The 21,010-nt window shown below is 61.8% G+C and carries 18 protein-coding genes and 1 other RNA gene; 2 read left to right on the plus strand and 17 right to left on the minus strand.

Annotation, left to right across the window (positions count from 1 at the left end; translation table 11 throughout):
• Positions 1–80: 80 nt before the first annotated feature.
• The 17 genes from ftsZ to rsmI form a co-directional block, all read right to left on the minus strand.
• Positions 81–1,277 carry a cell division protein FtsZ gene (gene ftsZ, locus ACOYXI_RS14160; RefSeq protein WP_007961637.1) on the minus strand — a complete coding sequence of 399 codons (1,197 nt, stop codon included), beginning with the start codon at positions 1,275–1,277 and terminating at the stop codon, positions 81–83.
• A 68-nt stretch (positions 1,278–1,345) separates the two neighbouring features.
• Positions 1,346–2,605: a cell division protein FtsA gene (gene ftsA / locus ACOYXI_RS14165; protein ID WP_003228014.1), complete on the minus strand. Its 1,260-nt coding sequence runs from the start codon at positions 2,603–2,605 to the stop codon at positions 1,346–1,348.
• A 15-nt stretch (positions 2,606–2,620) separates the two neighbouring features.
• Positions 2,621–3,487: a cell division protein FtsQ/DivIB gene (locus tag ACOYXI_RS14170; RefSeq protein WP_007961636.1), complete on the minus strand. Its 867-nt coding sequence runs from the start codon at positions 3,485–3,487 to the stop codon at positions 2,621–2,623.
• Positions 3,488–3,491: 4 nt separating this feature from the next.
• On the minus strand, positions 3,492–4,466 hold the full coding sequence (locus ACOYXI_RS14175; protein ID WP_027612179.1) for a D-alanine--D-alanine ligase: 975 nt from the start codon (positions 4,464–4,466) through the stop codon (positions 3,492–3,494).
• Positions 4,463–5,923 (minus strand): UDP-N-acetylmuramate--L-alanine ligase, encoded by a 1,461-nt coding sequence (murC, locus tag ACOYXI_RS14180; RefSeq protein ID WP_025109285.1) that lies wholly within the window; start codon positions 5,921–5,923, stop codon positions 4,463–4,465. Before murC ends, ACOYXI_RS14175 begins: the two co-directional genes overlap by 4 nt.
• Positions 5,916–6,986, minus strand: a complete 1,071-nt coding sequence (murG, locus tag ACOYXI_RS14185; protein ID WP_134787302.1) for an undecaprenyldiphospho-muramoylpentapeptide beta-N-acetylglucosaminyltransferase — start codon at positions 6,984–6,986, stop codon at positions 5,916–5,918. Before murG ends, murC begins: the two co-directional genes overlap by 8 nt.
• Positions 6,976–8,193, minus strand: a complete 1,218-nt coding sequence (gene ftsW / locus ACOYXI_RS14190) for a putative lipid II flippase FtsW (RefSeq protein WP_003228018.1) — start codon at positions 8,191–8,193, stop codon at positions 6,976–6,978. Before ftsW ends, murG begins: the two co-directional genes overlap by 11 nt.
• Entirely contained in the window at positions 8,190–9,536 is a 1,347-nt protein-coding gene (murD, locus tag ACOYXI_RS14195) for a UDP-N-acetylmuramoyl-L-alanine--D-glutamate ligase (protein WP_098965541.1), read from the minus strand. The genes ftsW and murD overlap by 4 nt, the downstream gene beginning before the upstream one ends.
• A 5-nt stretch (positions 9,537–9,541) precedes the next feature.
• Positions 9,542–10,624: a phospho-N-acetylmuramoyl-pentapeptide-transferase gene (mraY, locus tag ACOYXI_RS14200; RefSeq protein WP_025109289.1), complete on the minus strand. Its 1,083-nt coding sequence runs from the start codon at positions 10,622–10,624 to the stop codon at positions 9,542–9,544.
• Positions 10,624–11,991: a UDP-N-acetylmuramoyl-tripeptide--D-alanyl-D-alanine ligase gene (locus ACOYXI_RS14205; protein WP_134787303.1), complete on the minus strand. Its 1,368-nt coding sequence runs from the start codon at positions 11,989–11,991 to the stop codon at positions 10,624–10,626. Before ACOYXI_RS14205 ends, mraY begins: the two co-directional genes overlap by 1 nt.
• Positions 11,984–13,447 (minus strand): UDP-N-acetylmuramoyl-L-alanyl-D-glutamate--2,6-diaminopimelate ligase, encoded by a 1,464-nt coding sequence (locus ACOYXI_RS14210; RefSeq protein ID WP_134787304.1) that lies wholly within the window; start codon positions 13,445–13,447, stop codon positions 11,984–11,986. The genes ACOYXI_RS14205 and ACOYXI_RS14210 overlap by 8 nt, the downstream gene beginning before the upstream one ends.
• Positions 13,447–15,186 carry a peptidoglycan D,D-transpeptidase FtsI family protein gene (locus ACOYXI_RS14215; protein WP_171061849.1) on the minus strand — a complete coding sequence of 580 codons (1,740 nt, stop codon included), beginning with the start codon at positions 15,184–15,186 and terminating at the stop codon, positions 13,447–13,449. Before ACOYXI_RS14215 ends, ACOYXI_RS14210 begins: the two co-directional genes overlap by 1 nt.
• A complete protein-coding gene (gene ftsL / locus ACOYXI_RS14220) occupies positions 15,186–15,479 on the minus strand; it encodes a cell division protein FtsL (protein WP_007961627.1) in 294 nt (97 codons plus the stop codon). The genes ACOYXI_RS14215 and ftsL overlap by 1 nt, the downstream gene beginning before the upstream one ends.
• Complete coding sequence (gene rsmH / locus ACOYXI_RS14225; RefSeq protein ID WP_167734174.1) at positions 15,476–16,423, minus strand: 16S rRNA (cytosine(1402)-N(4))-methyltransferase RsmH; 948 nt, start codon at positions 16,421–16,423, stop codon at positions 15,476–15,478. Before rsmH ends, ftsL begins: the two co-directional genes overlap by 4 nt.
• Entirely contained in the window at positions 16,420–16,875 is a 456-nt protein-coding gene (gene mraZ / locus ACOYXI_RS14230) for a division/cell wall cluster transcriptional repressor MraZ (RefSeq protein ID WP_003228026.1), read from the minus strand. Before mraZ ends, rsmH begins: the two co-directional genes overlap by 4 nt.
• 401 nt (positions 16,876–17,276) lie before the next feature.
• Positions 17,277–17,629: RNase P RNA component class A (gene rnpB, locus ACOYXI_RS14235), an RNA gene on the minus strand.
• Between the two features lie 73 nt (positions 17,630–17,702).
• Positions 17,703–18,608, minus strand: coding sequence for a 16S rRNA (cytidine(1402)-2'-O)-methyltransferase (gene rsmI, locus ACOYXI_RS14240; protein WP_135296533.1), 906 nt, complete (start codon positions 18,606–18,608; stop codon positions 17,703–17,705).
• Between the two features lie 177 nt (positions 18,609–18,785).
• On the opposite strand from rsmI, the gene ACOYXI_RS14245 reads away from it, so the two are divergent.
• Together ACOYXI_RS14245 and ACOYXI_RS14250 are read left to right on the plus strand one after the other, a co-directional pair.
• Positions 18,786–20,597, plus strand: coding sequence for a penicillin-binding protein activator (locus ACOYXI_RS14245; RefSeq protein WP_003228032.1), 1,812 nt, complete (start codon positions 18,786–18,788; stop codon positions 20,595–20,597).
• Complete coding sequence (locus tag ACOYXI_RS14250) at positions 20,597–20,959, plus strand: YraN family protein (RefSeq protein ID WP_027612188.1); 363 nt, start codon at positions 20,597–20,599, stop codon at positions 20,957–20,959. The genes ACOYXI_RS14245 and ACOYXI_RS14250 overlap by 1 nt, the downstream gene beginning before the upstream one ends.
• The last annotated feature ends 51 nt before the right edge of the window (positions 20,960–21,010 follow it).

Raw genomic sequence — 21,010 nt, forward strand, 5'->3', positions numbered from 1 at the left:
GGTATCAACAAAGGCTGGCGATAATAGCAGACCGAGCCTTTGCTGAACACCAATCACCGTCATAGCCCTGATACATTCCATCAATCGGCCTGACGACGCAGGAATGCCGGGATGTCCAGGTAATCCAGATCGTCCTGCGGGTTCATCTTCGCGGCAGTCGCAGCACCGGCCTGAGCCTGGTTGCGCATGACGGTCGGACGGTCCAGGTCACGGTAGTTCACCGCCGGAGCTTCCTGACGCGCAGGAGCAGGTTGTTGAACCTGAGCGGCAGCCATGGAGGTGTGAACGGTGTTGTCGATGACCTTCACAGGCTTCTCGATTTTCGCGCCCAGACCGGTGGCAACCACGGTGACGTGCAGTTCGTCGCGCATGTCCGGATCGATAACGGTACCGACCTTGACCATTGCGTGCTCGGAAGCGAAGGCTTCGATGATGCTACCCACGTCGGAGTACTCACCCAGGGACAGGTCAGGACCGGCGGTGATGTTCACCAGGATGCCGCGTGCACCTTGCAGGTTCACGTCTTCCAGCAGCGGGTTGCGGATGGCCGCTTCGGTCGCTTCACGCGCACGGTTCGGACCGCTGGCGCAGCCAGTGCCCATCATCGCCATGCCCATTTCGCTCATCACGGTACGCACGTCGGCGAAGTCGACGTTGATCATGCCCGGACGCTTGATGATGTCGGAGATACCGCGAACGGCACCGGCCAGTACGTCGTCAGCCTTGGCGAAAGCCGACAAGAGGCTTGCGTCTTTACCGAGGATGGTCAGCAGCTTCTCGTTGGGGATAGTGATCAACGAGTCGACGCTTTCGGAGAGCATGCGGATGCCTTCGTCGGCGATCTGCATACGCTTGCGGCCTTCGAACGGGAACGGACGGGTCACGACCGCAACGGTCAGGATGCCCATTTCCTTGGCCACTTCGGCGATGATCGGTGCAGCACCGGTACCGGTACCGCCGCCCATGCCAGTGGTGATGAACACCATGTTGGTGCCCTGCAGGACTTCGGCAATGCGCTCACGGTCTTCGAGAGCGGCCTGACGACCTACTTCAGGGTTGGCGCCAGCGCCGAGACCTTTGGTCACGCCGGTGCCCAGTTGCAGGATGGTGCGCGCGCCGATGTTTTTCAGCGCTTGAGCATCAGTGTTGGCGCAGATGAATTCGACGCCTTCGATGTTGCTCTTGACCATGTGGTTGACAGCGTTGCCGCCGCCACCGCCAACACCGATAACTTTGATTACCGGGCTTGCGGGGATGTTGTCTACGAGTTCGAACATTTTCCCTCTCCTTACATTCTCTAGTTTTTTCGCCTACTGCATTTTTGTAGCGGTGTTGCGGTAAAGCGTTAGAAGTTGCCTTGAACCCACTTCTTCAATCGGTCCAGCAACGGTGCCTGTGGCTCATCGTTGCTGTAGCTGTCGCGGCTGCCGATGCCCGAGAACGAGATCCCGTCGGACTGCTTCTGCAGGCCGTACATCAACAAGCCCACGCCAGTGGAATAAATCGGGTTGCGCACCACGTCATCCAGGCCCTTCACGCCATGCGGCACGCCCAGGCGCACCGGCATGTGGAAGATTTCTTCAGCCAGTTCGGTGGCACCTTCCATCTTCGACGTACCGCCGGTCAGGACGATGCCCGCCGGGATCAGGTCTTCGTAGCCGCTGCGACGCAGTTCGGCCTGGATCAGGGTGAACAGTTCGTCGTAACGCGGCTCGACCACTTCGGCCAGGGCCTGACGCGACAGTTCGCGCGGTGGACGGTCGCCAACGCTCGGCACCTTGATGGTTTCGCCGGCACCGGCCAGTTTGGCCAGGGCGCAGGCGTAGCGGATCTTGATCTCTTCGGCGTACTGGGTCGGGGTGCGCAAAGCCATGGCGATGTCGTTGGTCACCTGATCACCGGCAATCGGGATCACCGCGGTGTGGCGGATCGCGCCTTCGGTGAAGATCGCGATGTCGGTGGTGCCGCCGCCGATGTCGACCAGGCACACGCCCAGCTCTTTTTCGTCGTCGGTCAGTACCGAGTAGGCCGAGGCCAGTTGCTCGAGAATGATGTCGTCGATTTCCAGACCGCAGCGACGCACGCATTTTTCAATGTTCTGGGCAGCATTGACGGCGCAGGTGACCACGTGAACCTTGGCTTCCAGACGGACGCCGGACATGCCCAGAGGCTCGCGGACGCCTTCCTGGTTATCGATCACGTAATCCTGCGGCAGGGTGTGCAGCACGCGCTGGTCAGCCGGGATCGCCACGGCCTGGGCGGCGTCGAGTACGCGCTCCAGGTCAGCCGAGCTCACTTCGCGGTCACGAATCGCCACGATGCCGTGGGAGTTCAGGCTGCGGATGTGATTGCCGGCCACGCCGACGAACGCCGAGTGAATGCGGCAGCCCGCCATCAGTTGGGCTTCTTCGATCGCGCGCTGGATCGATTGCACGGTGGACTCGATGTTCACCACCACGCCCTTCTTCAGGCCGCGGGACGGGTGAGTACCGATACCGACGATTTCCAGCGTGCCGTCGTCCGCGACCTCGCCTACCAGCGCCACCACCTTGGAGGTGCCGATATCCAGACCGACGATCATTTTGCCGCTTTGCACGTTTGCCATGGGTCCTGCCTCTTCTTAATTCTTTGCGACAGCGGGTTGGGCTGTCGTCGGCGCTACTGGTTCCCGCCAGCCAACAGCGAGGCCGTTGGCGTAGCGCAGATCGATGCGCGCAATGTTCGTAATCTGGTCTTTAAGCGTCTTGTCATAGATGGCAATGAAGCGGCGCATCTTTTCCACCAGGTTGCCGCGTCCCAGCAGCAACTCGATGCCGGGGCCGGAGCTGCCGGCACCGGTGGTCAGGAACCAGCTGCCACGTTCACGCAGCTCCAGGCGCGCGATCGAGAAGCCCAGCGGCCGGAGCATCTGGCTCAGCACCTGATACTGCTGCATCACTTGCTGCTGGGCCCGTTGTGGGCCGAACAGCTGTGGCAGGTGTTCGTAGTTCGCCAACTCCTTTGGCGTGAAGGCCTGACCCTGGTTATTGAGCAGCGACTCGTCGCCCCAACGGGCCACCGGCAGTTGCTCTTCGAGGCGGATCACCACCTGATCCGGCCACACCCGGCGTACTTCGGCGTGGGCGATCCACGGCATCTGCTCAAGCTCGGTACGCATGCTGGCCAGATCAATGGTGAAGAAGCTCGACGCCACGTACGGGGCGATTCGCTGCTGCACCGCTTGCTGACTGATGTAGCTCAGGTCGCCCTGCACGGCGATCTTGGTGATCGGCCTGTCAGCGTAAGGCAGCAAACGCTGCGCGCCTTCGTAGGTACCGAACCCGAGCGCCACCAGCAGCACCGGCCAGAACAGGCTTTTCAGAAAGCCGAAATTGGCTTTCGGCAGGCGCGCGGACATCGGCTCTTTGGCCACCATTCGGCTGGCACCCCGCGGCACCGGCTTGCGGCCGGGTGCGGGTGGCTGATGTCTGAGATGAGCGCCTTGCATGGTCTTAACCTCGCGCCTCTGTGTTACCGGAGCCTTCAACACTGGCGGCCAGAATGGCCAGAACCAGTTGCTGGAAGTCCAGACCGGCAGCACGGGCCGCCATCGGCACCAGACTGTGATCGGTCATGCCCGGTGCGGTGTTCACTTCCAGGAACCAGAACTGTCCGTCGGCGTCCTGCATCACGTCCGCCCTGCCCCAACCGGCAATACCCAGCGCCTCACAGGCCTTGGCCGTGAGATCCATGAGTTCCTGCTCCTTAGCGGCATCCAGCCCGCACGGAATGCGGTACTGGGTATCGTTGGCGATGTACTTGGCGTCGTAGTCGTAGAACGTGTGCGGTGTACCCAGGGCGATAGGAGGCAACACCTGGTCACGCAGAGTGGCGATGGTGAACTCCGGACCTTGAATCCATTGTTCAACCAAGACTTGCGAATCGTAGGTACTGGCCGCTTTCCATGCGTCGATCAACTCGGACGCAGAACTCACTTTGGCCATCCCGATACTTGAACCTTCATGCGCCGGTTTGACGATCAAAGGGAAGCCCAGTTCCGTCGCCGCGGAAATACAATCGGCTTCGCTGCACAGCACAGCGTGACGCGGCGTCGGAATCCCGAGGCTGTGCCAGACCTGCTTGGTGCGCAGTTTGTCCATCGCCAGTGCCGAAGCGAGGATGCCGCTGCCGGTGTACGGAATACCGGCGCATTCGAGCAGGCCCTGCATCGAGCCGTCTTCACCGCCACGACCGTGGAGAATGATGAACGCGCGGTCGATCTTTTCATTCAGCAGACGCTGCAGAAAATCCTCGCCGACGTCGATCCCGAACGCGTCCACGCCCGCGCTTTGCAGCGCGTCGAGCACGGCGTTACCGGATTTCAGCGAAACCTCACGCTCGGCACTCATGCCACCGAACAGCACGGCGACACGGCCGAAATCTTTCGGCGCGATGGTGGAGAACAGGTTGGCGTAGGCAGCAGTCATTTCAACTTCCCCTCGACCGACGCCGCCACGGCGCCGGCGAACAATTCACTTTTCAACAGCTTCGGCGCGAGACCGCCGATATCCCCGGCACCCTGGCACAGCAGGATGTCGCCGGCACGCAGCAGCGGCTTGACCAGCGGCGCGAGATCGACACCGCGCTCGATGTAGATCGGGTCGAGCTGACCACGCTGACGGATGCTGTTGCACAGCTTGCGGCTGTCCGCGCCCGGGATCGGCTCTTCGCCGGCCGGATAGACTTCCATCAGCAGCAGCACGTTGGCATCGGCCAGTACATTGACAAAATCGTCGTACAGGTCACGGGTGCGGCTGTAACGGTGCGGCTGGTAGACCATCACCAGACGGCGCTCCGGCCAGCCACCGCGCACGGCTTTGATCACGGCCGCGACTTCGGTCGGGTGGTGACCGTAGTCGTCGACCAGCATCACGTTGCCGCCGTCCACCGGCAGTTCGCCATAGACCTGGAAGCGTCGGCCAACGCCCTGGAACCCGGAAAGGCCCTGGACGATGGCTTCGTCGCTGACCCCTTCGTCGCTGGCGATGCAGATGGTCGCCAGCGAGTTGAGCACGTTGTGGTTGCCTGGCATGTTCACGGACACGTCCAGCGGCTCGCGATCCGGGCGCAGCACGGTGAAGAAGGTCTGCATGCCCTGCTGACGCACATTGATGGCACGCACGTCGGCGTCTTCGCTGAAGCCGTAGGTCACGGTCGGACGCTTGACCAGCGGCAGGATTTCACGCACCACCGGATCGTCCAGGCACATCACCGCCAAACCGTAGAACGGCAGGTTGTGCAGGAACTCGACGAAGGTTTTCTTCAGTTTGTTGAAGTCACCGTCGTAGGTCGCCATGTGGTCGGCGTCGATGTTGGTGACCACGGCCACCAGCGGTTGCAGGTGCAGGAAACTCGCGTCGCTTTCGTCGGCTTCGGCGATCAGGTAGCGGCTGGTGCCGAGCTGGGCATTGGTGCCCGCCGCATTCAGTCGGCCACCGATGACGAAGGTCGGATCGAGGCCACCGGCCGCGAACACCGAAGCGATCAGGCTGGTGGTGGTGGTTTTGCCGTGGGTACCGGCGACGGCAATGCCGTGGCGATAACGCATCAGCTCGGCGAGCATTTCGGCACGTGGCACCACCGGAATGCGGCGCTCAAGAGCCGTCGCCACTTCCGGGTTGGAAGTGTTGACAGCACTCGACACCACCAACACGTCAGCGGTAGCGGCGTTCTCGGCACGGTGACCGATATAGATGTGCGCACCGAACGATTCCAGACGCTCGGTCACCGGCGAAGCCTTCAGGTCGGAACCGGACACTTCATAGCCCAGGTTCAACAACACTTCAGCGATGCCGCACATGCCCACGCCGCCGATACCGACGAAGTGGATGCGACGGATGCGGCGCATTTCCGGTTGTGGCATGGCTTTCTGATTCTCAACCATGAGCCACCTCCAGGCAGGTATCGACCACGCTACGGGTGGCATCGGGTTTGGCCAGACGGCGGGCCGCTTGGGCCATTTCTTCGAGTCGTTGCGGTTGCATCAAGACCTCTGTCAGGCGCGCGGCAAGGTCCGCGGCACCAGTCGTTCTTTGCGGCATCACGAAGGCTGCGCCTTCACGGGCCAAATAATCGGCGTTGCGGGTCTGGTGATCGTCGATCGCGTGGGGCAAAGGCACCAGCATCGAGGGCAGACCAACGGCAGCCAGCTCACTGATGGTCAGCGCGCCAGCGCGGCACACCACCAGGTCAGCCCAGCCATAGGCCTGGACCATGTCTTTGATGAACGGCTGCACCTGCGCATCGACGCCGGCGGCGCGGTAGCGCTCTGCAGTCACTTCATCGTGGTTTTTGCCGGCCTGATGAAACACTTCCGGACGCAAATCGGCAGGGACTTGCGCCAGGACTTCAGGCAGCAACTTGTTCAACGGTTCTGCGCCCAGGCTTCCGCCGAGGATCAGCAAACGCGCTTTGCGCCCAGCCAGAGCCGGTCGCGATGTTTCGAGGAACAGCTCGCTGCGCACCGGATTTCCGGTGGTACGGCGGGTGTCCGACAGAGTAAAGGTGTCGGGGAACGCTTCACACACCCGGGCGGCGAACGGCACCAGCAACCGATTGGCGGTGCCGGCCACGGCGTTCTGCTCGTGAACGATCACCGGCACACCGGCCAGTTTCGCGGCAATCCCGCCAGGCCCGGTCACATAACCACCGAAGCCGACCACGCAGACTGGACGCAACTTGCGAATCACCGCCCGCGCCTGCCACACCGACTTGAGCAACATGAACGGTGCCTTGAGCAGCGACAGCTTGCCCTTGCCACGCAACCCGGTGGCATTGATGCGGTGCAGTTCCAGACCTGCAGCCGGCACCAGTTCGTTTTCGATTCCGCGTGGCGTGCCGAGCCAGTGCACGGTGTAGCCGCGCGCCTGGAATTCGCGGGCACAGGACAGCGCCGGGAACACATGGCCGCCGGTGCCGCCGGCCATGATCAATACGTTAGCGCCCATGGTTCGGCTCCTCGGCGAAGTCGCTCTCATGGAATTCCATCTCCTCACTGCCCAGGTGGGTTCGACTCTCCCACTCGATCCTCAGCAACAAGCCGAGGCAGGCACAGCAGATCACCAGGGAACTACCGCCATAGCTGAGGAACGGCAGGGTCAGGCCCTTGGTCGGCAACAGGCCGACATTCACGCCGATGTTGATCAGGAACTGACCGATCCACAGGAACGACAGACCGTAAGCCACATAAGCGGCGAAGAACTGCTTGGCCTTCTCGGCCCACAGACCGATGTACATGCCGCGAATACAGACGAAGACGAACAGCGCCACGGTGCACAGCGAACCCACCGCACCCAGCTCTTCGGCAAGTACGGAGAACACGAAGTCGGTGTGCGCTTCAGGCAGGTAGAACTGTTTCTGCACGCTGTTGCCCAGGCCAACGCCCAGCCACTCACCGCGACCGAAGGCAATCAACGCCTGCGACAACTGATAACCCGCGCCGAACTGGTCGGCCCACGGGTCGGCGAAGTTAGTCAGACGCGCCATCCGGTAGGGCTGCATCTGAATCAGCAAGACCACGGCCCCGACTGCGAGAACCACCATCAGCGAGAAGCGGAACAGCCCGACTCCGCCGAGGAACAGCATCGCCGCCGCAGCCCCCATCATTACCACGGTGGCACCGAAGTCCGGCTCCATCAGCAACAGACCCGCCATCGGCAGCAGCACGATGAACGGCTTGAAGAAGCCCATCCAGCTCTCGCGCACTTCTTTCTGCCGACGCACCAGATAACCGGCGAGGTAGATCACCACAAACACCTTGGCGATCTCGGACGGCTGAACGTTGAAGAAGCTGAAACCGATCCAGCGCATCGACCCGTTCACTTCACGGCCGATCCCCGGGACGATCACCATCACCAGCAGACCGAATGCGCCGATCAGCATCATCCAGCCCAGACGCTGCCAGGTGGCAATCGGAATCATCATGGTGATGATGCACGCGCCGAGGCCCAGTGCCACGTAGATCAGGTGGCGAATCATGTAATACAGCGCGCTGCCCGACTGCGCCGCCGCCACTTCAGTGGAGGCCGAGGCGATCATGATCAGGCCCAGGCCCAGGAGCGCCAGGCAACCGGCGAGCATCGGGAAGTCGAGGTCGATGCCACGGCCGGTGATGATCGGCGACGGGTACGGCTTGATGATATTGCGCAGGCTCATGCCAGATCCTCCACGGCGCGGACGAACTGGTGACCACGGTCTTCGTAATTCTTGAACATGTCGAAACTGGCGCAAGCCGGCGACAGCAGCACCACGTCACCCGACTGGGCGACCGCGCGGCATTGCGCAACGGCGTCGACCAGCGAGGTCGCGCGAATCAGTGGCACGGCGTCACCGATGGCCTCGCCGATCTTGTCGGAGTCGCGGCCCATCAGGATCACGGCGCGGCAGTTGGCCGCCACTGGATCACGCAGATCCTTGAACTCGGCACCCTTGCCATCGCCGCCGGCAATCAGCACAACCTTGCCGTCGATGTCCGCACCCAGGCCTTCGATGGCAGCCAGAGCGGCGCCGACGTTGGTGGCTTTGGAATCGTTGTAGTAACCGACGCCGTCGAGGTCACGCAGCCACTGGCAGCGGTGTTCGAGGCCGGTGAAGTTACGCAGGGCATCAAGCATGGCGTCGAACGGCAGGCCGACCGCATGCCCCAGCGCCAGCGCCGCGAGGGCGTTGGCCTGGTTGTGCGCGCCACGTACTTTCAGTTCGCGCACCGGCATCAGGTTCTGGAATTCGAAGGCCAGGTATTTCTCGCCGTCTTCTTCGCGCAGGCCGAAGGCCTTGAAATCCGGTTTGTTCAGGCCGAAGGTCCAGCATGGCTGGCCTTCGCCGATCAGCGGACGGCTGAGTGCATCCTGACGGTTGACCACGAACTGCTTCGCACCACGGAAGATCCGGTGCTTGGCCAGGTGATACGCTGGCAGGCCGCTGTAGCGGTCCATGTGGTCTTCGCTGATGTTGAGCACGGTGGCCACTTCAGCGTTGAGCTGGTCGGTGGTTTCCAGCTGGAAGCTCGACAGCTCCATCACGTACAGCTCGACGTCATCGCTGAGCAATTCCAGTGCTGGCGTACCGAGGTTGCCGCCCACCGCGACGCGCTTGCCGGCCGCAGCCGCCATCTCGCCGACCAGAGTGGTGACGGTGCTCTTCGCGTTGGAACCGGTGATGGCCACGATCGGCGCCCGCGCGTTACGCGCGAACAACTCGATGTCGCCGGCCATTTTCACGCCACGGGCGGCAGCGGCTTGCAGGGCCGGGGTCGCCAGCGCCAGGCCAGGGCTCACGTAGAGCTCGTCGGCACGGCACAGGAATTCGACGTCCAGCTCGCCACAACGCACTTCCACGTGCGGATAGTCACGCTTGAGCGTGGCCAGTTCCGGTGGATTGTCCCGCGTATCGGCGACGGCAAACGACACGCCCCGGTTCGCCAGGAAGCGAACCAGGGACATGCCGCTCTTGCCGAGGCCGACAACGATGCGGAAGTGGTCAGAAGCGATCAGAGACACTCGTTCTACCTCAGCTTCAGGGTGGCAAGGCCGATCAACACGAGAATCACGGTGATGATCCAGAAACGGACGATCACGCGTGGCTCGGGCCAGCCCTTGAGTTCAAAGTGGTGGTGAATCGGTGCCATGCGGAACACACGGCGCCCGGTCAGCTTGAAAGAGGCAACCTGGATAACCACCGACAGGGTTTCCATCACGAACACGCCGCCCATGATGAACAGGACGATTTCCTGACGGACGATCACTGCGATGGTGCCCAGTGCCGCGCCCAGTGCCAGAGCACCGACGTCGCCCATGAACACTTGCGCCGGGTAGGTGTTGAACCAGAGGAAGCCCAGACCGGCACCGATCAGCGCGCCGCAGAACACGATCAGTTCGCCCGCACCCGGCACGTAAGGGATCAGCAGGTATTCAGCGAATTTCACGTTACCCGACAGGTAGCAGAAGATCCCCAGACCGCCGCCGACCATCACGGTTGGCATGATCGCCAGACCGTCGAGGCCGTCGGTCAGGTTGACCGCGTTGCTCGAACCGACGATCACGAAGTAGGTCAGCACGATGAAACCGGCGCCCAGCGGAATGCTGTAGTCCTTGAGCATCGGCAGGATCAGCGTGGTCTCAACCGGCGTGGTCGCGGTCATATAAAGGAAGATCGCTGCGCCCAGGCCAAAGACCGACTGCCAGAAATATTTCCAGCGGCTTGGCAAGCCACGGGAGTTCTTCTCGATCACTTTGCGGTAGTCGTCGACCCAGCCGATGGCACCGAACAGCAGCGTCACCAGCAGCACGACCCAGACGTAGCGGTTGCTCAGGTCAGCCCACAGCAGGGTGCTGACACCGATGGAAGACAAAATCAGTGCGCCACCCATGGTTGGCGTACCCGACTTGGACAGGTGCGATTGCGGGCCGTCATTACGAACGGACTGGCCGATCTGACGGTTCTGCAGGGTGCGGATCATCCACGGGCCATAGCACAGCGACAAAACCAGCGCGGTCAGCACACCGAGGATCCCGCGCAGGGTCAGGTACTGGAAGACCGCGAAGCCTTTGTAGAACTGTTGCAGATACTCCGCTAGCAGCAGCAGCATTAATGTTTCTCCAGACTGGACCCGCACAGAGCCGCAACGATGTTTTCCATCGCTGCACTGCGCGAACCCTTGATCAAAATGGTGGTGTTTGTGTCCTGCTCGGCGTCGAGGGCCTGGATCAGTTCGGCTTGCGTGCCGAAGTGATGCGCCTCTTTGCCGAATGCGTTCACGGCGTGGACCATGTTCGGCCCGACCGCGTAAAGCGCGGAAACCTTGCCCCGGGCATATTCGCCCACGTCGCGGTGCCCCTGCTCCGCCCAGTCGCCCAACTCGCCGATATCTCCGAGCACCAGGACGGTGCGGCCGGAAAAGCCGGCGAGTATATCAACGGCCGCGCACATGGAGGTGGGGTTTGCGTTGTAAGTGTCATCGATCACGCGCATGCCGTTCTTCGCTAGTTGCGCGACGGTGCGACCCTTGACCGGTTGTACCGCGCCAAGCCCGGTGGCAATGCCGAACCGCGACACGCCCAGGGCGTGAGCGGCAGCGGCGGCAGCCATGGCGTTGGCCACGTTATGGGTGCCGAGCAGGTTCAGCTGAACGTGCTCCACACCTTCAGGTGTATGCAGGTTGAAGGCCGGGCAGCCCCGGGCATCGGTGCTCAGGTCGCTGGCGTAGAAGTCTGCCTGAGGATTGTTCAGGGAGAAGGTCAGCACTTTGCGTGCGCCGGCGCGGAGCTTCCAGATACCAAAGGCCTTGTCATCGAGATTGAGCACAGCGATGCCATCCGCTGCCAGCCCGTCGATGATCTCGCCTTTGGCTTCGACGATTTTTTCCGGCCCGCCGAACTCGCCAACGTGGGCGGTACCGGCGTTGTTGAGAATCGCCACGTGTGGCTTGGTCAGCCCGACGGTGTAGGCGATTTCGCCCAGACGCGAAGCGCCCAGTTCGATCACGGCGGCGGTGTGTTCCGGGGCCAGTTCGAGCAGGGTCAGCGGTGCGCCCAGATCATTGTTCAGATTGCCGCGCGTCGCCAGCACCGGACCGCGGGTACGCAGAATGCTCGCGAGCATTTCCTTGACCGTGGTCTTGCCGCTGGAGCCAGTGATGGCCGCGACTGGCTGGGTGAATGCGGCACGGTTCAGCGCACCCAACTGGCCGAGGGCCTGGCGGGTATCCTTGACCAGCAGTTGCGGCAAGGTACTGTCGGGTACTTCGCGCTCGACCAGTGCCGCGACCGCGCCCTTGCCGGCGACGTCGTTCAGATAGTCGTGACCATCGAAGCGCGGACCGGTCAGGGCAATAAACAGTTGGCCAGCGGTGATCGCACGGCTGTCGATGCTGACGCCATCGAAACTGGCATCGCTGCTGATCAGACGGGCGTCGAGCACGTTGGTCAGTTCGCTCAATGTCAGGGCCTTAAGCATGGGCCACCTCCCACGCGGTGAGGGCATGATCGGCCTCGACCAGATCGGAGAAAGCGTGCCGCTCGCCGTTGATTTCCTGATAGTCCTCGTGACCTTTACCGGCCAGCACGATCACGTCATCCGCTGAAGCACCTGCGATCAGTTGGGCAATCGCCTGACCACGGCCGGCGACGAAAGTAACTTTATCCACAGCGCTGAAACCGGCGCGGATGTCGTCGAAAATCTGTGCCGGATCTTCCGTACGCGGGTTGTCATCGGTGACCAGCACGCGATCAGCCAGACGCTCGACCACTTCGGCCATCAGCGGACGCTTGCCGCGATCACGATCACCGCCACAGCCGAACAGGCACAGCAACTGGCCTTTGACGTGTGGGCGCAATGCAGTCAGAACTTTTTCCAGGGCATCCGGGGTGTGGGCGTAATCGACCACCACCAGCGGCTGAGTGCCGCCACCCAGACGCTGCATGCGTCCGGCCGGGCCTTCGAGTTTCGGCAGCACCTTGAGAATTTCGTCGAGGGCGTAATCCAGACCGAGCAAGGCGCCGACTGCCGCCAGTACGTTGCTCAGGTTGAAACGACCGAGCAGCGTGCTGCGCAGGTGATGCTCGCCCTGCGGCGTGACCAGCGTGGCGCGCACGCCGTGGTCATCGAACTGCGCTTCACGGCAGAACAGGTAGGCGCTGCTGTCGAGCAGGCTGTAAGTGATCAGGCGCGAATCGCGTTTATCGGCGGCCAGTTGCCGGCCGAAATCGTCGTCGAGGTTGACCACGCGGCACTTCAGGTCATTCCAGGCGAACAGCTTGGCCTTGGCCTCGGCGTACGCCTCCATGGTGCCGTGATAATCCAGGTGATCGCGGGACAAGTTGGTCATCACCGCCACATCAAATGCCAATGCGGTAACGCGGCCCTGGTCCAGACCGTGTGACGACACTTCCATGGCCACGGCTTTGGCCCCGGCCTTTTTCAGGTCGCCCAAGGTTGCTTGCACGGCAATCGGATTCGGCGTGGTGTGCAGACCGCTTTCCAGCGCGCCATAAAAGCCGGAACCCAGCGTACCGACGATGCCGCAGTGCTGGCCGAGCAGATCCAGAGCCTGCGCAACCAGTTGGGTCACGCTGGTTTTGCCGTTGGTGCCAGTGACCCCGACCAGGTTCAGATGATGGCTTGGCTCACCATAAAAGCGCCCGGCGATATCGGACAGCTGCGCCGCCAGGCCTTTGACCGGGATCAGCGGCACTTCGGTGATCGGCAGCACGGTGGCGCCTTCCACTTCATAGGCAACTGCCGCCGCGCCACGCTGCAAGGCATCGGCGATGTGCGCACGGCCATCGAACTTGCCGCCCGGCACGGCGAGGAACAGGTCACCCGCGCGTACGTTGCGGCTGTCCAGCGCCAACTCACGGATCAGCAGATCGTGGCCGGCGTGGGGGAATATCTTGTTCAGACTCAGAGACATCAGCCGCGCCCTCCATTGGCTTTCAGCGGAACGACCGGGGTAGCGTTGGCCTGTTGGGTGGTCGGCAGGTTGTCCGGGGTCACGTTCATCAGACGCAGGGTGCCGGACATCACGCGGCTGAACACCGGTGCCGACACCAGACCACCGAAGTAACCTGCCTTGGACGGTTCATCGATCACCACCACGATGGCGTAACGCGGATCGCTCATCGGGCCGAAACCGGCGAACAACGAACGGTACGAGTTTTCGGCGTAGCCCTTGGTGCCCACCGACGTTTTACGTGCAGTACCCGACTTGCCGGCCACGTGATACGCCGGCACCTGCGCACGGAACACGCCGCGCGGTGCTTCAATCACTTGCTGCAGCATGCCTTGCATGGTTTTCGCGACCGCTTCCGGCAGTACCTGGGTGGTCTGCGGCGGCTTGTCGGTTTTGATCAGGGTCAGCGGTGCGAGACGACCGTTGTTGGCCAGCGCCGAGAACGCGTGCACCAACTGGATCGCGGTCACGGAAATACCGTAGCCGTAGGACAGCGTCGCGGTTTCAGCCTTGCGCCATTCGCGGTAGTTCGGCAGGTTGCCGACGCGCTCGCCCGGGAAGCCGAGGCCGGTGTCCTGGCCGAGGCCGACTTTCTGCGCGAGGCGGAAAATGGTTTCGCCACCAATATCGAACGCGACCTTACTCATGCCGACGTTACTGGAGTTGATCAGAATGCCGGTCAGGTCGAGTACCGGACCTTCGGTCTTCGACACGTCCTTGATGGTGTACTTGCCGATCTGCAGGGAGCCTGGGTACACCTCGACGGTGTCGCTCGGTTTCCAGCGGCCGGTTTCGATCGCGGCACTCATCGAGATCGCTTTCATGGTCGAACCCGGTTCGAACACGTCGATCATCGCGCGGTTACGCATCATCGCCGGCTGCAGGTTGCGACGGTTGTTCGGGTTGTAGGTGGGCTGGTTGACCATGGCGAGAATCTCGCCGGTCTTCACGTCCATGATCACCAGGCTACCGGCCTTGGCGCCGTTCTCGATGATCGCGTTGCGCAGCTCGCGGTTGGCCAGGTATTGCAGACGCAGGTCAATCGACAACGCCAAGGGCTTGCCGGCCTTGGCGTTCTTGGTGACCTGGACATCCTTGATCAGCCGACCGCGCCGATCCTTGATGACCTGCCGCTTGCCCGGGACACCGGCCAGCCACTCGTCGTAGGCCAGCTCGACGCCTTCACGCCCGTGATCGTCAATGTCGGTAAAGCCGACCATGTGCGCGGTAACTTCACCGGCCGGATAGAAGCGGCGGAATTCTTCGATGCCGTAAACGCCCGGCACTTTCAAGTCGAGCACAGCCTGGCCCTGCTCGGGGGTCAACCCGCGCACCAGATAAATGAATTCTTTGTTGGCCTGGGCTTCGAGACGTTCGGCCAGGGCTTTCGGATCCTGCCCCAGCGCAGCGGCCAGCGCCGGCCACTTCTCTTTGGCGGTCTGCATTTCCTTGGCGTTGGCCCACAGGGTCGTCACCGGGGTGCTCACGGCCAACGGCTCGCCGTTACGGTCGGTGATCAGACCACGGTGAGCAGGAATCGGAATATGACGCAGGCTGCGCGCATCGCCCTGACCTTTGAGGAAGTCACGGTCAACCACTTGCAGGTCGATGATGCGCCAGCAGATCGCCGCGACCATCACGCCCAGCAGTGCCACCATCAGGCGGAAGCGCCACGGGAAGAGTGCCCCTTCGAGTTTCATCATGGCGCCACCATCTTCACGTCAGCCGCGCCAGGGATGTGCATCTTCAGTTGTTCGGTGGCCAGCACTTCGATGCGGCTGTGCGCAGTCCAGGTGCTTTGCTCGAGAATCAGGCGCCCCCACTCGGCCTGCGCCTTGTCGCGCACGCTGAGTTCGTTATAAAGATTGTTGAGCAACTGGCGGTTCCAGTGCGCGCTGTAAGACACGCCGATGGCCGACACGAGCACGCCGATAAACAGCAGCAGCATGATAAAGCTGCCGCCCGGCAGGGGCTTGGCGAAAAGCTTGCTCACCGCAACTTCTCCGCGACACGCATGACAGCGCTACGGGAACGTGGGTTGGCTTTGAGTTCGGCGTCGGAGGCCGTCTGCGCTTTGCCGTGGATTTTGATTTTCGGTTCGAACGCCACGTGGCGCACGGGCAGGTTGCGCGGCAGGTTGTCGGCTTCGCCTTTCACCAGCTTGCGCATGAACAGTTTGACGATGCGGTCTTCCAGCGAGTGGAAGCTGATGACCACCAGACGGCCACCGATCTCCAGAGCATCCAGTGCGGCTTCGAGGCCGGCTTCCAGATCGCCCAGTTCGTTGTTGACGTGAATGCGCAAACCCTGGAATGCACGGGTCGCCGGGTTCTTGCCCTTCTCCCACGCCGGGTTGGCGACTTTCAAGACTTCGGCCAGATCAGCGGTGCGCTCGAACGGCTTGATGTCGCGGCGCTCGGCCACGGCACGGGCCATGCGCCCGGAGAAACGTTCTTCGCCGTATTCCTTGAACACCCGGGCGATTTCTTCCACCGGCGCGGTGTTGACGAACTCGGCGGCGCTGATGCCACGGGACGGATCCATGCGCATGTCCAGCGGGCCGTCGTTAAGGAAACTGAAGCCGCGTTCGGCGTTGTCGAGCTGCGGCGAAGACACGCCGAGATCGAGCAGGATACCGCTGACCTTGCCGCTCAGACCTCGCTCGGCAACCACCGAACCCAGCTCGGCAAAGCTGCGCTGCACAACGACAAAGCGGCCGTCTTCGGCCGCTAGCGTTTGCCCGGTGGCAATCGCTTGTGGATCTTTGTCGAACCCGATGAGCCGACCGTCCGTCCCGAGCTGGCTGAGGATCAGCCGACTGTGCCCGCCGCGCCCGAACGTACCGTCCAGATAGCAGCCATCAGGACGTACGGCGAGAGCCTCGACGGCTTCGTCAAGCAGTACGGTGATGTGGTTAAAGCCGCTATCAATAGTCACAGGATCAAATCACGCAGTTCGTCAGGCATGGCGCCCGGTTGTTGAATAGCAGCAAGGTCAGCGGCAGACACCGCGTTCCATGCATCCTCGTCCCACAATTGGAACTTGTTCAGTTGGCCCACCAGCATCGCTTTCTTATCAAGCTTGGCGTATTCGCGCAGACGCGGTGGAACCAGAAAACGACCACTGCCGTCGAGTTCGAGGTCGACGGCATTACCAATCAATAAACGCTGCAGGCGACGGTTCTCTTCGCGAAGCGAAGGGAGTGCGCGCAACTTGGTTTCAATGATTTCCCACTCGTCGAGCGGGTAGACACACAGGCACGGATCAACGGCATCAATGGTCACGATCAATTGGCCGGAACTACGCGAAACGAGCTCGTCACGGTACCGGCTCGGCATGGCGAGACGGCCCTTTGCATCGAGACTGATAGCGTTAGCTCCGCGAAACACGTCAGCGTTTCTCCAATTTTTATCGTTTTGAGCTCAAAAAACCCACTTCATGCCACTTTCCGCCACTTGCGCACACTATAGGAATGCGCCCACCACACCGTCAAGGCGCGGATCAAAGGAAAACCCTTACAGAACGGAGATTTAGGAGCTTAAAAGGAGGGGTAACGACAATTTGGCGGACACTTTTGACCAATAACTTGATGCAGCACTGAAAGCTGCGCACGGAAGTTAAAGTAATTTGTTAAGAGTAAGATTTTTTCGGTATTACAAAAGCGCTTCTGCTGTTGATTGAAGCAAGGTGGGAAATGGCTATTACTGCATTTGCCGCTGCCGGACTTTAGCGCAGGCCTGCCGATAATAACCAGCCCTGATGCCATTGATTCAAGCAGGGAAAGAAAAAGGTGGAGAGTCGATCTGTAAGCCGGGTTCTGTCTTGAACAGTCATTCGTCTACGATGGCCATCACTGGACATCTTTAGCAACCTACCCGGTCCCAGCGCGGGCCACGCCTTGGGACCCTATTTGGTCTTGCTCCAAGTGGGGTTTACCTAGCCACGAACTGTTGCCAGACGTGCGGTGCGCTCTTACCGCACCTTTTCACCCTTACCGGCGCCGAAGCGCTTAGGCGGTTATTTTCTGTGGCACTTTCCGTAGGCTCACGCCTCCCAGGCATTACCTGGCACTTCGCCCTATGGAGCCCGGACTTTCCTCCCCCCCTAATTTTCATAGAGGGCAGCGACTGTCCGATCGACTCTCCGCCGCGCAGGTTAACGGCAGAGCGCCCGAAGAACAAGCGCTAATAGCCGTGAAACCCGTCTGCGCGACGGGTTACTCGCCCTTCTGCTGTTCCAGTGCGACCTGATACAGCACGTTTTTGCGCTCGCCGGTGATTTGCGCGGCCAGGGCGGCAGCGCGCTTGAGCGGCATCTCTTCGAGCAACAGATTGAGCACGCGCATCGCTTCGCTGCTGACGGCGTCTTCGGACTCCGGTGCAGACCAGCCGGCGACCAGCACCACACACTCGCCGCGCTGCTGGTTGCTGTCGGACTCGACAAACGCACGCAGCTCACCCAGCGGCAACCCCTTAAGCGTCTCGAAAGTCTTGGTGATTTCCCGGGCCAGCAATGCCTGACGCTCTCCACCGAACACGGCTTCCATGTCCTGCAGGCATTCGAGAATACGGTGCGGGGCCTCGTAGAAAATCAGCGTGCGCGGCTCTTCCTTGACTGCTTCCAGGCGCGCCTTGCGCCCTACCGACTTGGCCGGCAGGAAGCCTTCGAAGATGAATCGGTCGGAGGGCAGGCCCGCCGCCGACAGCGCCGCGATCAAAGCACAGGCGCCCGGCACCGGCACCACATTGATCCCCGCCGCCCGTGCCTGGCGCACCAGGTGATAACCCGGATCTGAGATCAGCGGCGTCCCCGCATCGGAAATCAGCGCGACGTTATCGCCCGCCAGCAAACGGGTAATAAAGCGGCTACCTTCATCACGTTCGTTGTGTTCGTGGCAGGCGGCCAACGGCGTGGCAATGCCGAAGTGCTGCATCAACCGCGCCGAGTGCCGTGTGTCTTCGGCGGCGATCAACGCCACTTCGCGAAGGATTTTCAGAGCCCGGGCGCTGATGTCGTCCAGGTTGCCGATGGGCGTCGCCACCACATAAAGCGAGCCAGCAGCGGAATTCAAAGGACCTGGAGCAGTCAAAGCGCACACCTCGTGTTCGGTAAAAGCCGGCATTGTAGCGCGTCACGAGGCTTGCGAACCGTATGAGCCAAGCGCGGTTTTGCACGCAGTTGTGCGCCGCTGCAACATTTACTCCAGCTAAATTGATTGATTCACGCCAGTAACATCGCGCCCCGGCCAGTGCTTGGGTACAATTCCACGCTAATTTGATCGAGTATCAGGAACACTTACATGATCGCTTGCCTGCGGCTGTTCACTGCCCTCTGCCTCGCTGCCTTGCTGGCGGCCTGCGCCAGCTCCCCTTCCTCCAGCCTTGGCGAACTTCCACGGACTCCGGATGCCAGCATCGAGCAACTGCTCGAACAGGCTACCCAGGCCAAGACGCCGGAAAAAGCCGCCCTGTTGCGCTTGAGTGCGGCAGACCTGGCATATCGCCAGGGCAACGCCGGCCAGTCCGCGCAGATCCTGCAACAAGTGCCGATGGAGCAGTTGAAGCCAGGCCAGCAGATCTTCGCCAGCACCCTGTCCGCTGAGCTGGCGATGACTCGCAATCAGCCGAAAGCCGCGCTGACGGCCCTGAGCCATCCGAGCCTGCAGCATCTGAGCGAAATGCCGGAAGATCAGCAAGTGCGCACCGGCACCGTGCATGCCCGCGCACTGGAAGCCGATGGCCAGACCCTGGCTGCGGCTCGCGAGCGCATCTTCATCGCGCCAATGCTCAAAGGCGAAGCCGCGAGCAAGAACCACGAAGCGATCTGGACCCTGATCGCCTCGCTGCCAACCGATCAACTGCAACCCAATACCTCCGACGATCTCGGTGGCTGGATGGGCCTGGCCCTGGCAGTGAAAACTGCCGGCACCCTGGAACAGCAGCAAGCCGCAATCGATACCTGGCGCGCACAGAATCCAAAACACCCCGCTGCGATCAACCTGCCGCTGCCCCTGACCAAACTCAAGGAACTGGCCAGCCAGCCCCTGAGCAAGATCGCCCTGCTGCTGCCGCAAGACGGCCCACTGGCCTCGGTCGGCAAGGCCCTGCGTGAAGGTTTCATGGCGGCGCACTATCAAGCGCAACAGGCCGGCCAGAAGCCGCCCGCCATCGAGTTCTACGACAGCTCCAAGCTGACCTCGATGGACGAGTTCTACCGCAAGGCTCAGGCTGACGGCGTGCAACTGGTGGTCGGCCCGCTGGAAAAACCGCTGGTCAAACAACTGAGCACCCGTCCGCAACTGCCGATCACCACCCTCGCATTGAACTACAGCGAAGGTGATCAAGGTCCGGCGCAACTGTTCCAGTTCGGCCTGGCGGCTGAAGACGAAGCCCGCGAAGTTTCGCGTCGTGCCCGCGCCGACGGCCTGCACCGCGCGGCGATCATGGTGCCGAAAGGCGAATGGGGCGACCGCGTACTGCGTGCGTTCAGCCAGGACTGGCAGGCCAATGGCGGCAGCATCGTCGCCACCGAACGTGTCGATCAGCCGGTGCAACTGGCCCAGCAGATCGCCGACATGTTCCAGCTGCGTCAGAGCGAAGCCCGCGCCAAGAGCCTGCAGAACGCCGCTGGCACCAACGTAGCCGCGCAGCCGTCGCGTCGTCAGGACATCGAGTTCATCTTCCTCGCAGCCACCCCGCAACAGGCGCAGCAGATCAAGCCGACCCTGAACTTCCAGTACGCCGGTGACGTTCCGGTGTACGCAACGTCCCACGTCTACAGCGCCAGCGGCGATGTGAACCAGTACAACGACATGAACGGTGTGCGCTTCTGCGAAACCCCGTGGTTGCTGGAAGCCAATGACCCGCTACGCCAGCAAGTCACCGCGCAATGGCCACAAGCGGCCGGCAGCCTCGGCCGCCTGTACGCCATGGGCGTCGATGCCTACCGTCTGGCACCGCGCCTGGGTCAGTTGAAGGCGCTGCCGGACAGCCGCATCGAAGGTCAGTCGGGCAGCCTGGGCATGACCCAGACCCAACGCGTGGTGCGTCAGTTGCCATGGGCGCAGTTCGTCAACGGTCAGGTTCAACGCCTGCCGGACACCCCGCGCTGATGCCCGACGGCTCGCACCTGCAGAGCGGCAAGGATGCCGAGCGCCAGGCGCTCGAGCATCTGCAACACCACGGTCTGCGCCTGCTGGCGCAGAACTGGTCATGCAAACGGGGCGAGCTTGATCTGGTCATGCTTGATGGCGATACAGTAGTATTCGTCGAAGTCCGCTACAGAAAAAACACTCAATGGGGTGGCGCGCTCGCTAGCATCGATGAGCGCAAACGGCAGAAACTGATTTTCGCCGCACAGTATTTTCTTCAGCGTGAGTCACGCTGGGCCGACTCCCCTTGCCGCTTCGACGTGGTGGCCATCGACAGGCACCCGGATCAATTGAACTGGTTGCAGAATGCGTTCGATGGTTGATTCTCTGCACACCACCCCGGACACTTTCACCGACAATTTTTGCTCTTTGCT

The organism is Pseudomonas sp. G3-19 (assembly GCF_054855875.1).

Bases quoted from the DNA above. Each gene is read 5' to 3' on its own strand.
- ftsZ (WP_007961637.1), bottom strand. From the start codon at position 1,277: ATGTTCGAACTCGTAGACAACATCCCCGCAAGCCCGGTAATCAAAGTT.
- ftsA (WP_003228014.1), bottom strand. From the start codon at position 2,605: ATGGCAAACGTGCAAAGCGGCAAAATGATCGTCGGTCTGGATATCGGC.
- ACOYXI_RS14170 (WP_007961636.1), bottom strand. From the start codon at position 3,487: ATGCAAGGCGCTCATCTCAGACATCAGCCACCCGCACCCGGCCGCAAG.
- ACOYXI_RS14175 (WP_027612179.1), bottom strand. From the start codon at position 4,466: ATGACTGCTGCCTACGCCAACCTGTTCTCCACCATCGCGCCGAAAGAT.
- murC (WP_025109285.1), bottom strand. From the start codon at position 5,923: ATGGTTGAGAATCAGAAAGCCATGCCACAACCGGAAATGCGCCGCATC.
- murG (WP_134787302.1), bottom strand. From the start codon at position 6,986: ATGGGCGCTAACGTATTGATCATGGCCGGCGGCACCGGCGGCCATGTG.
- ftsW (WP_003228018.1), bottom strand. From the start codon at position 8,193: ATGAGCCTGCGCAATATCATCAAGCCGTACCCGTCGCCGATCATCACC.
- mraY (WP_025109289.1), bottom strand. From the start codon at position 10,624: ATGCTGCTGCTGCTAGCGGAGTATCTGCAACAGTTCTACAAAGGCTTC.
- ACOYXI_RS14205 (WP_134787303.1), bottom strand. From the start codon at position 11,991: ATGCTTAAGGCCCTGACATTGAGCGAACTGACCAACGTGCTCGACGCC.
- ACOYXI_RS14210 (WP_134787304.1), bottom strand. From the start codon at position 13,447: ATGTCTCTGAGTCTGAACAAGATATTCCCCCACGCCGGCCACGATCTG.
- ACOYXI_RS14215 (WP_171061849.1), bottom strand. From the start codon at position 15,186: ATGAAACTCGAAGGGGCACTCTTCCCGTGGCGCTTCCGCCTGATGGTG.
- rsmI (WP_135296533.1), bottom strand. From the start codon at position 18,608: ATGCCGGCTTTTACCGAACACGAGGTGTGCGCTTTGACTGCTCCAGGT.
- ACOYXI_RS14245 (WP_003228032.1), top strand. From the start codon at position 18,786: ATGATCGCTTGCCTGCGGCTGTTCACTGCCCTCTGCCTCGCTGCCTTG.
- ACOYXI_RS14250 (WP_027612188.1), top strand. From the start codon at position 20,597: ATGCCCGACGGCTCGCACCTGCAGAGCGGCAAGGATGCCGAGCGCCAG.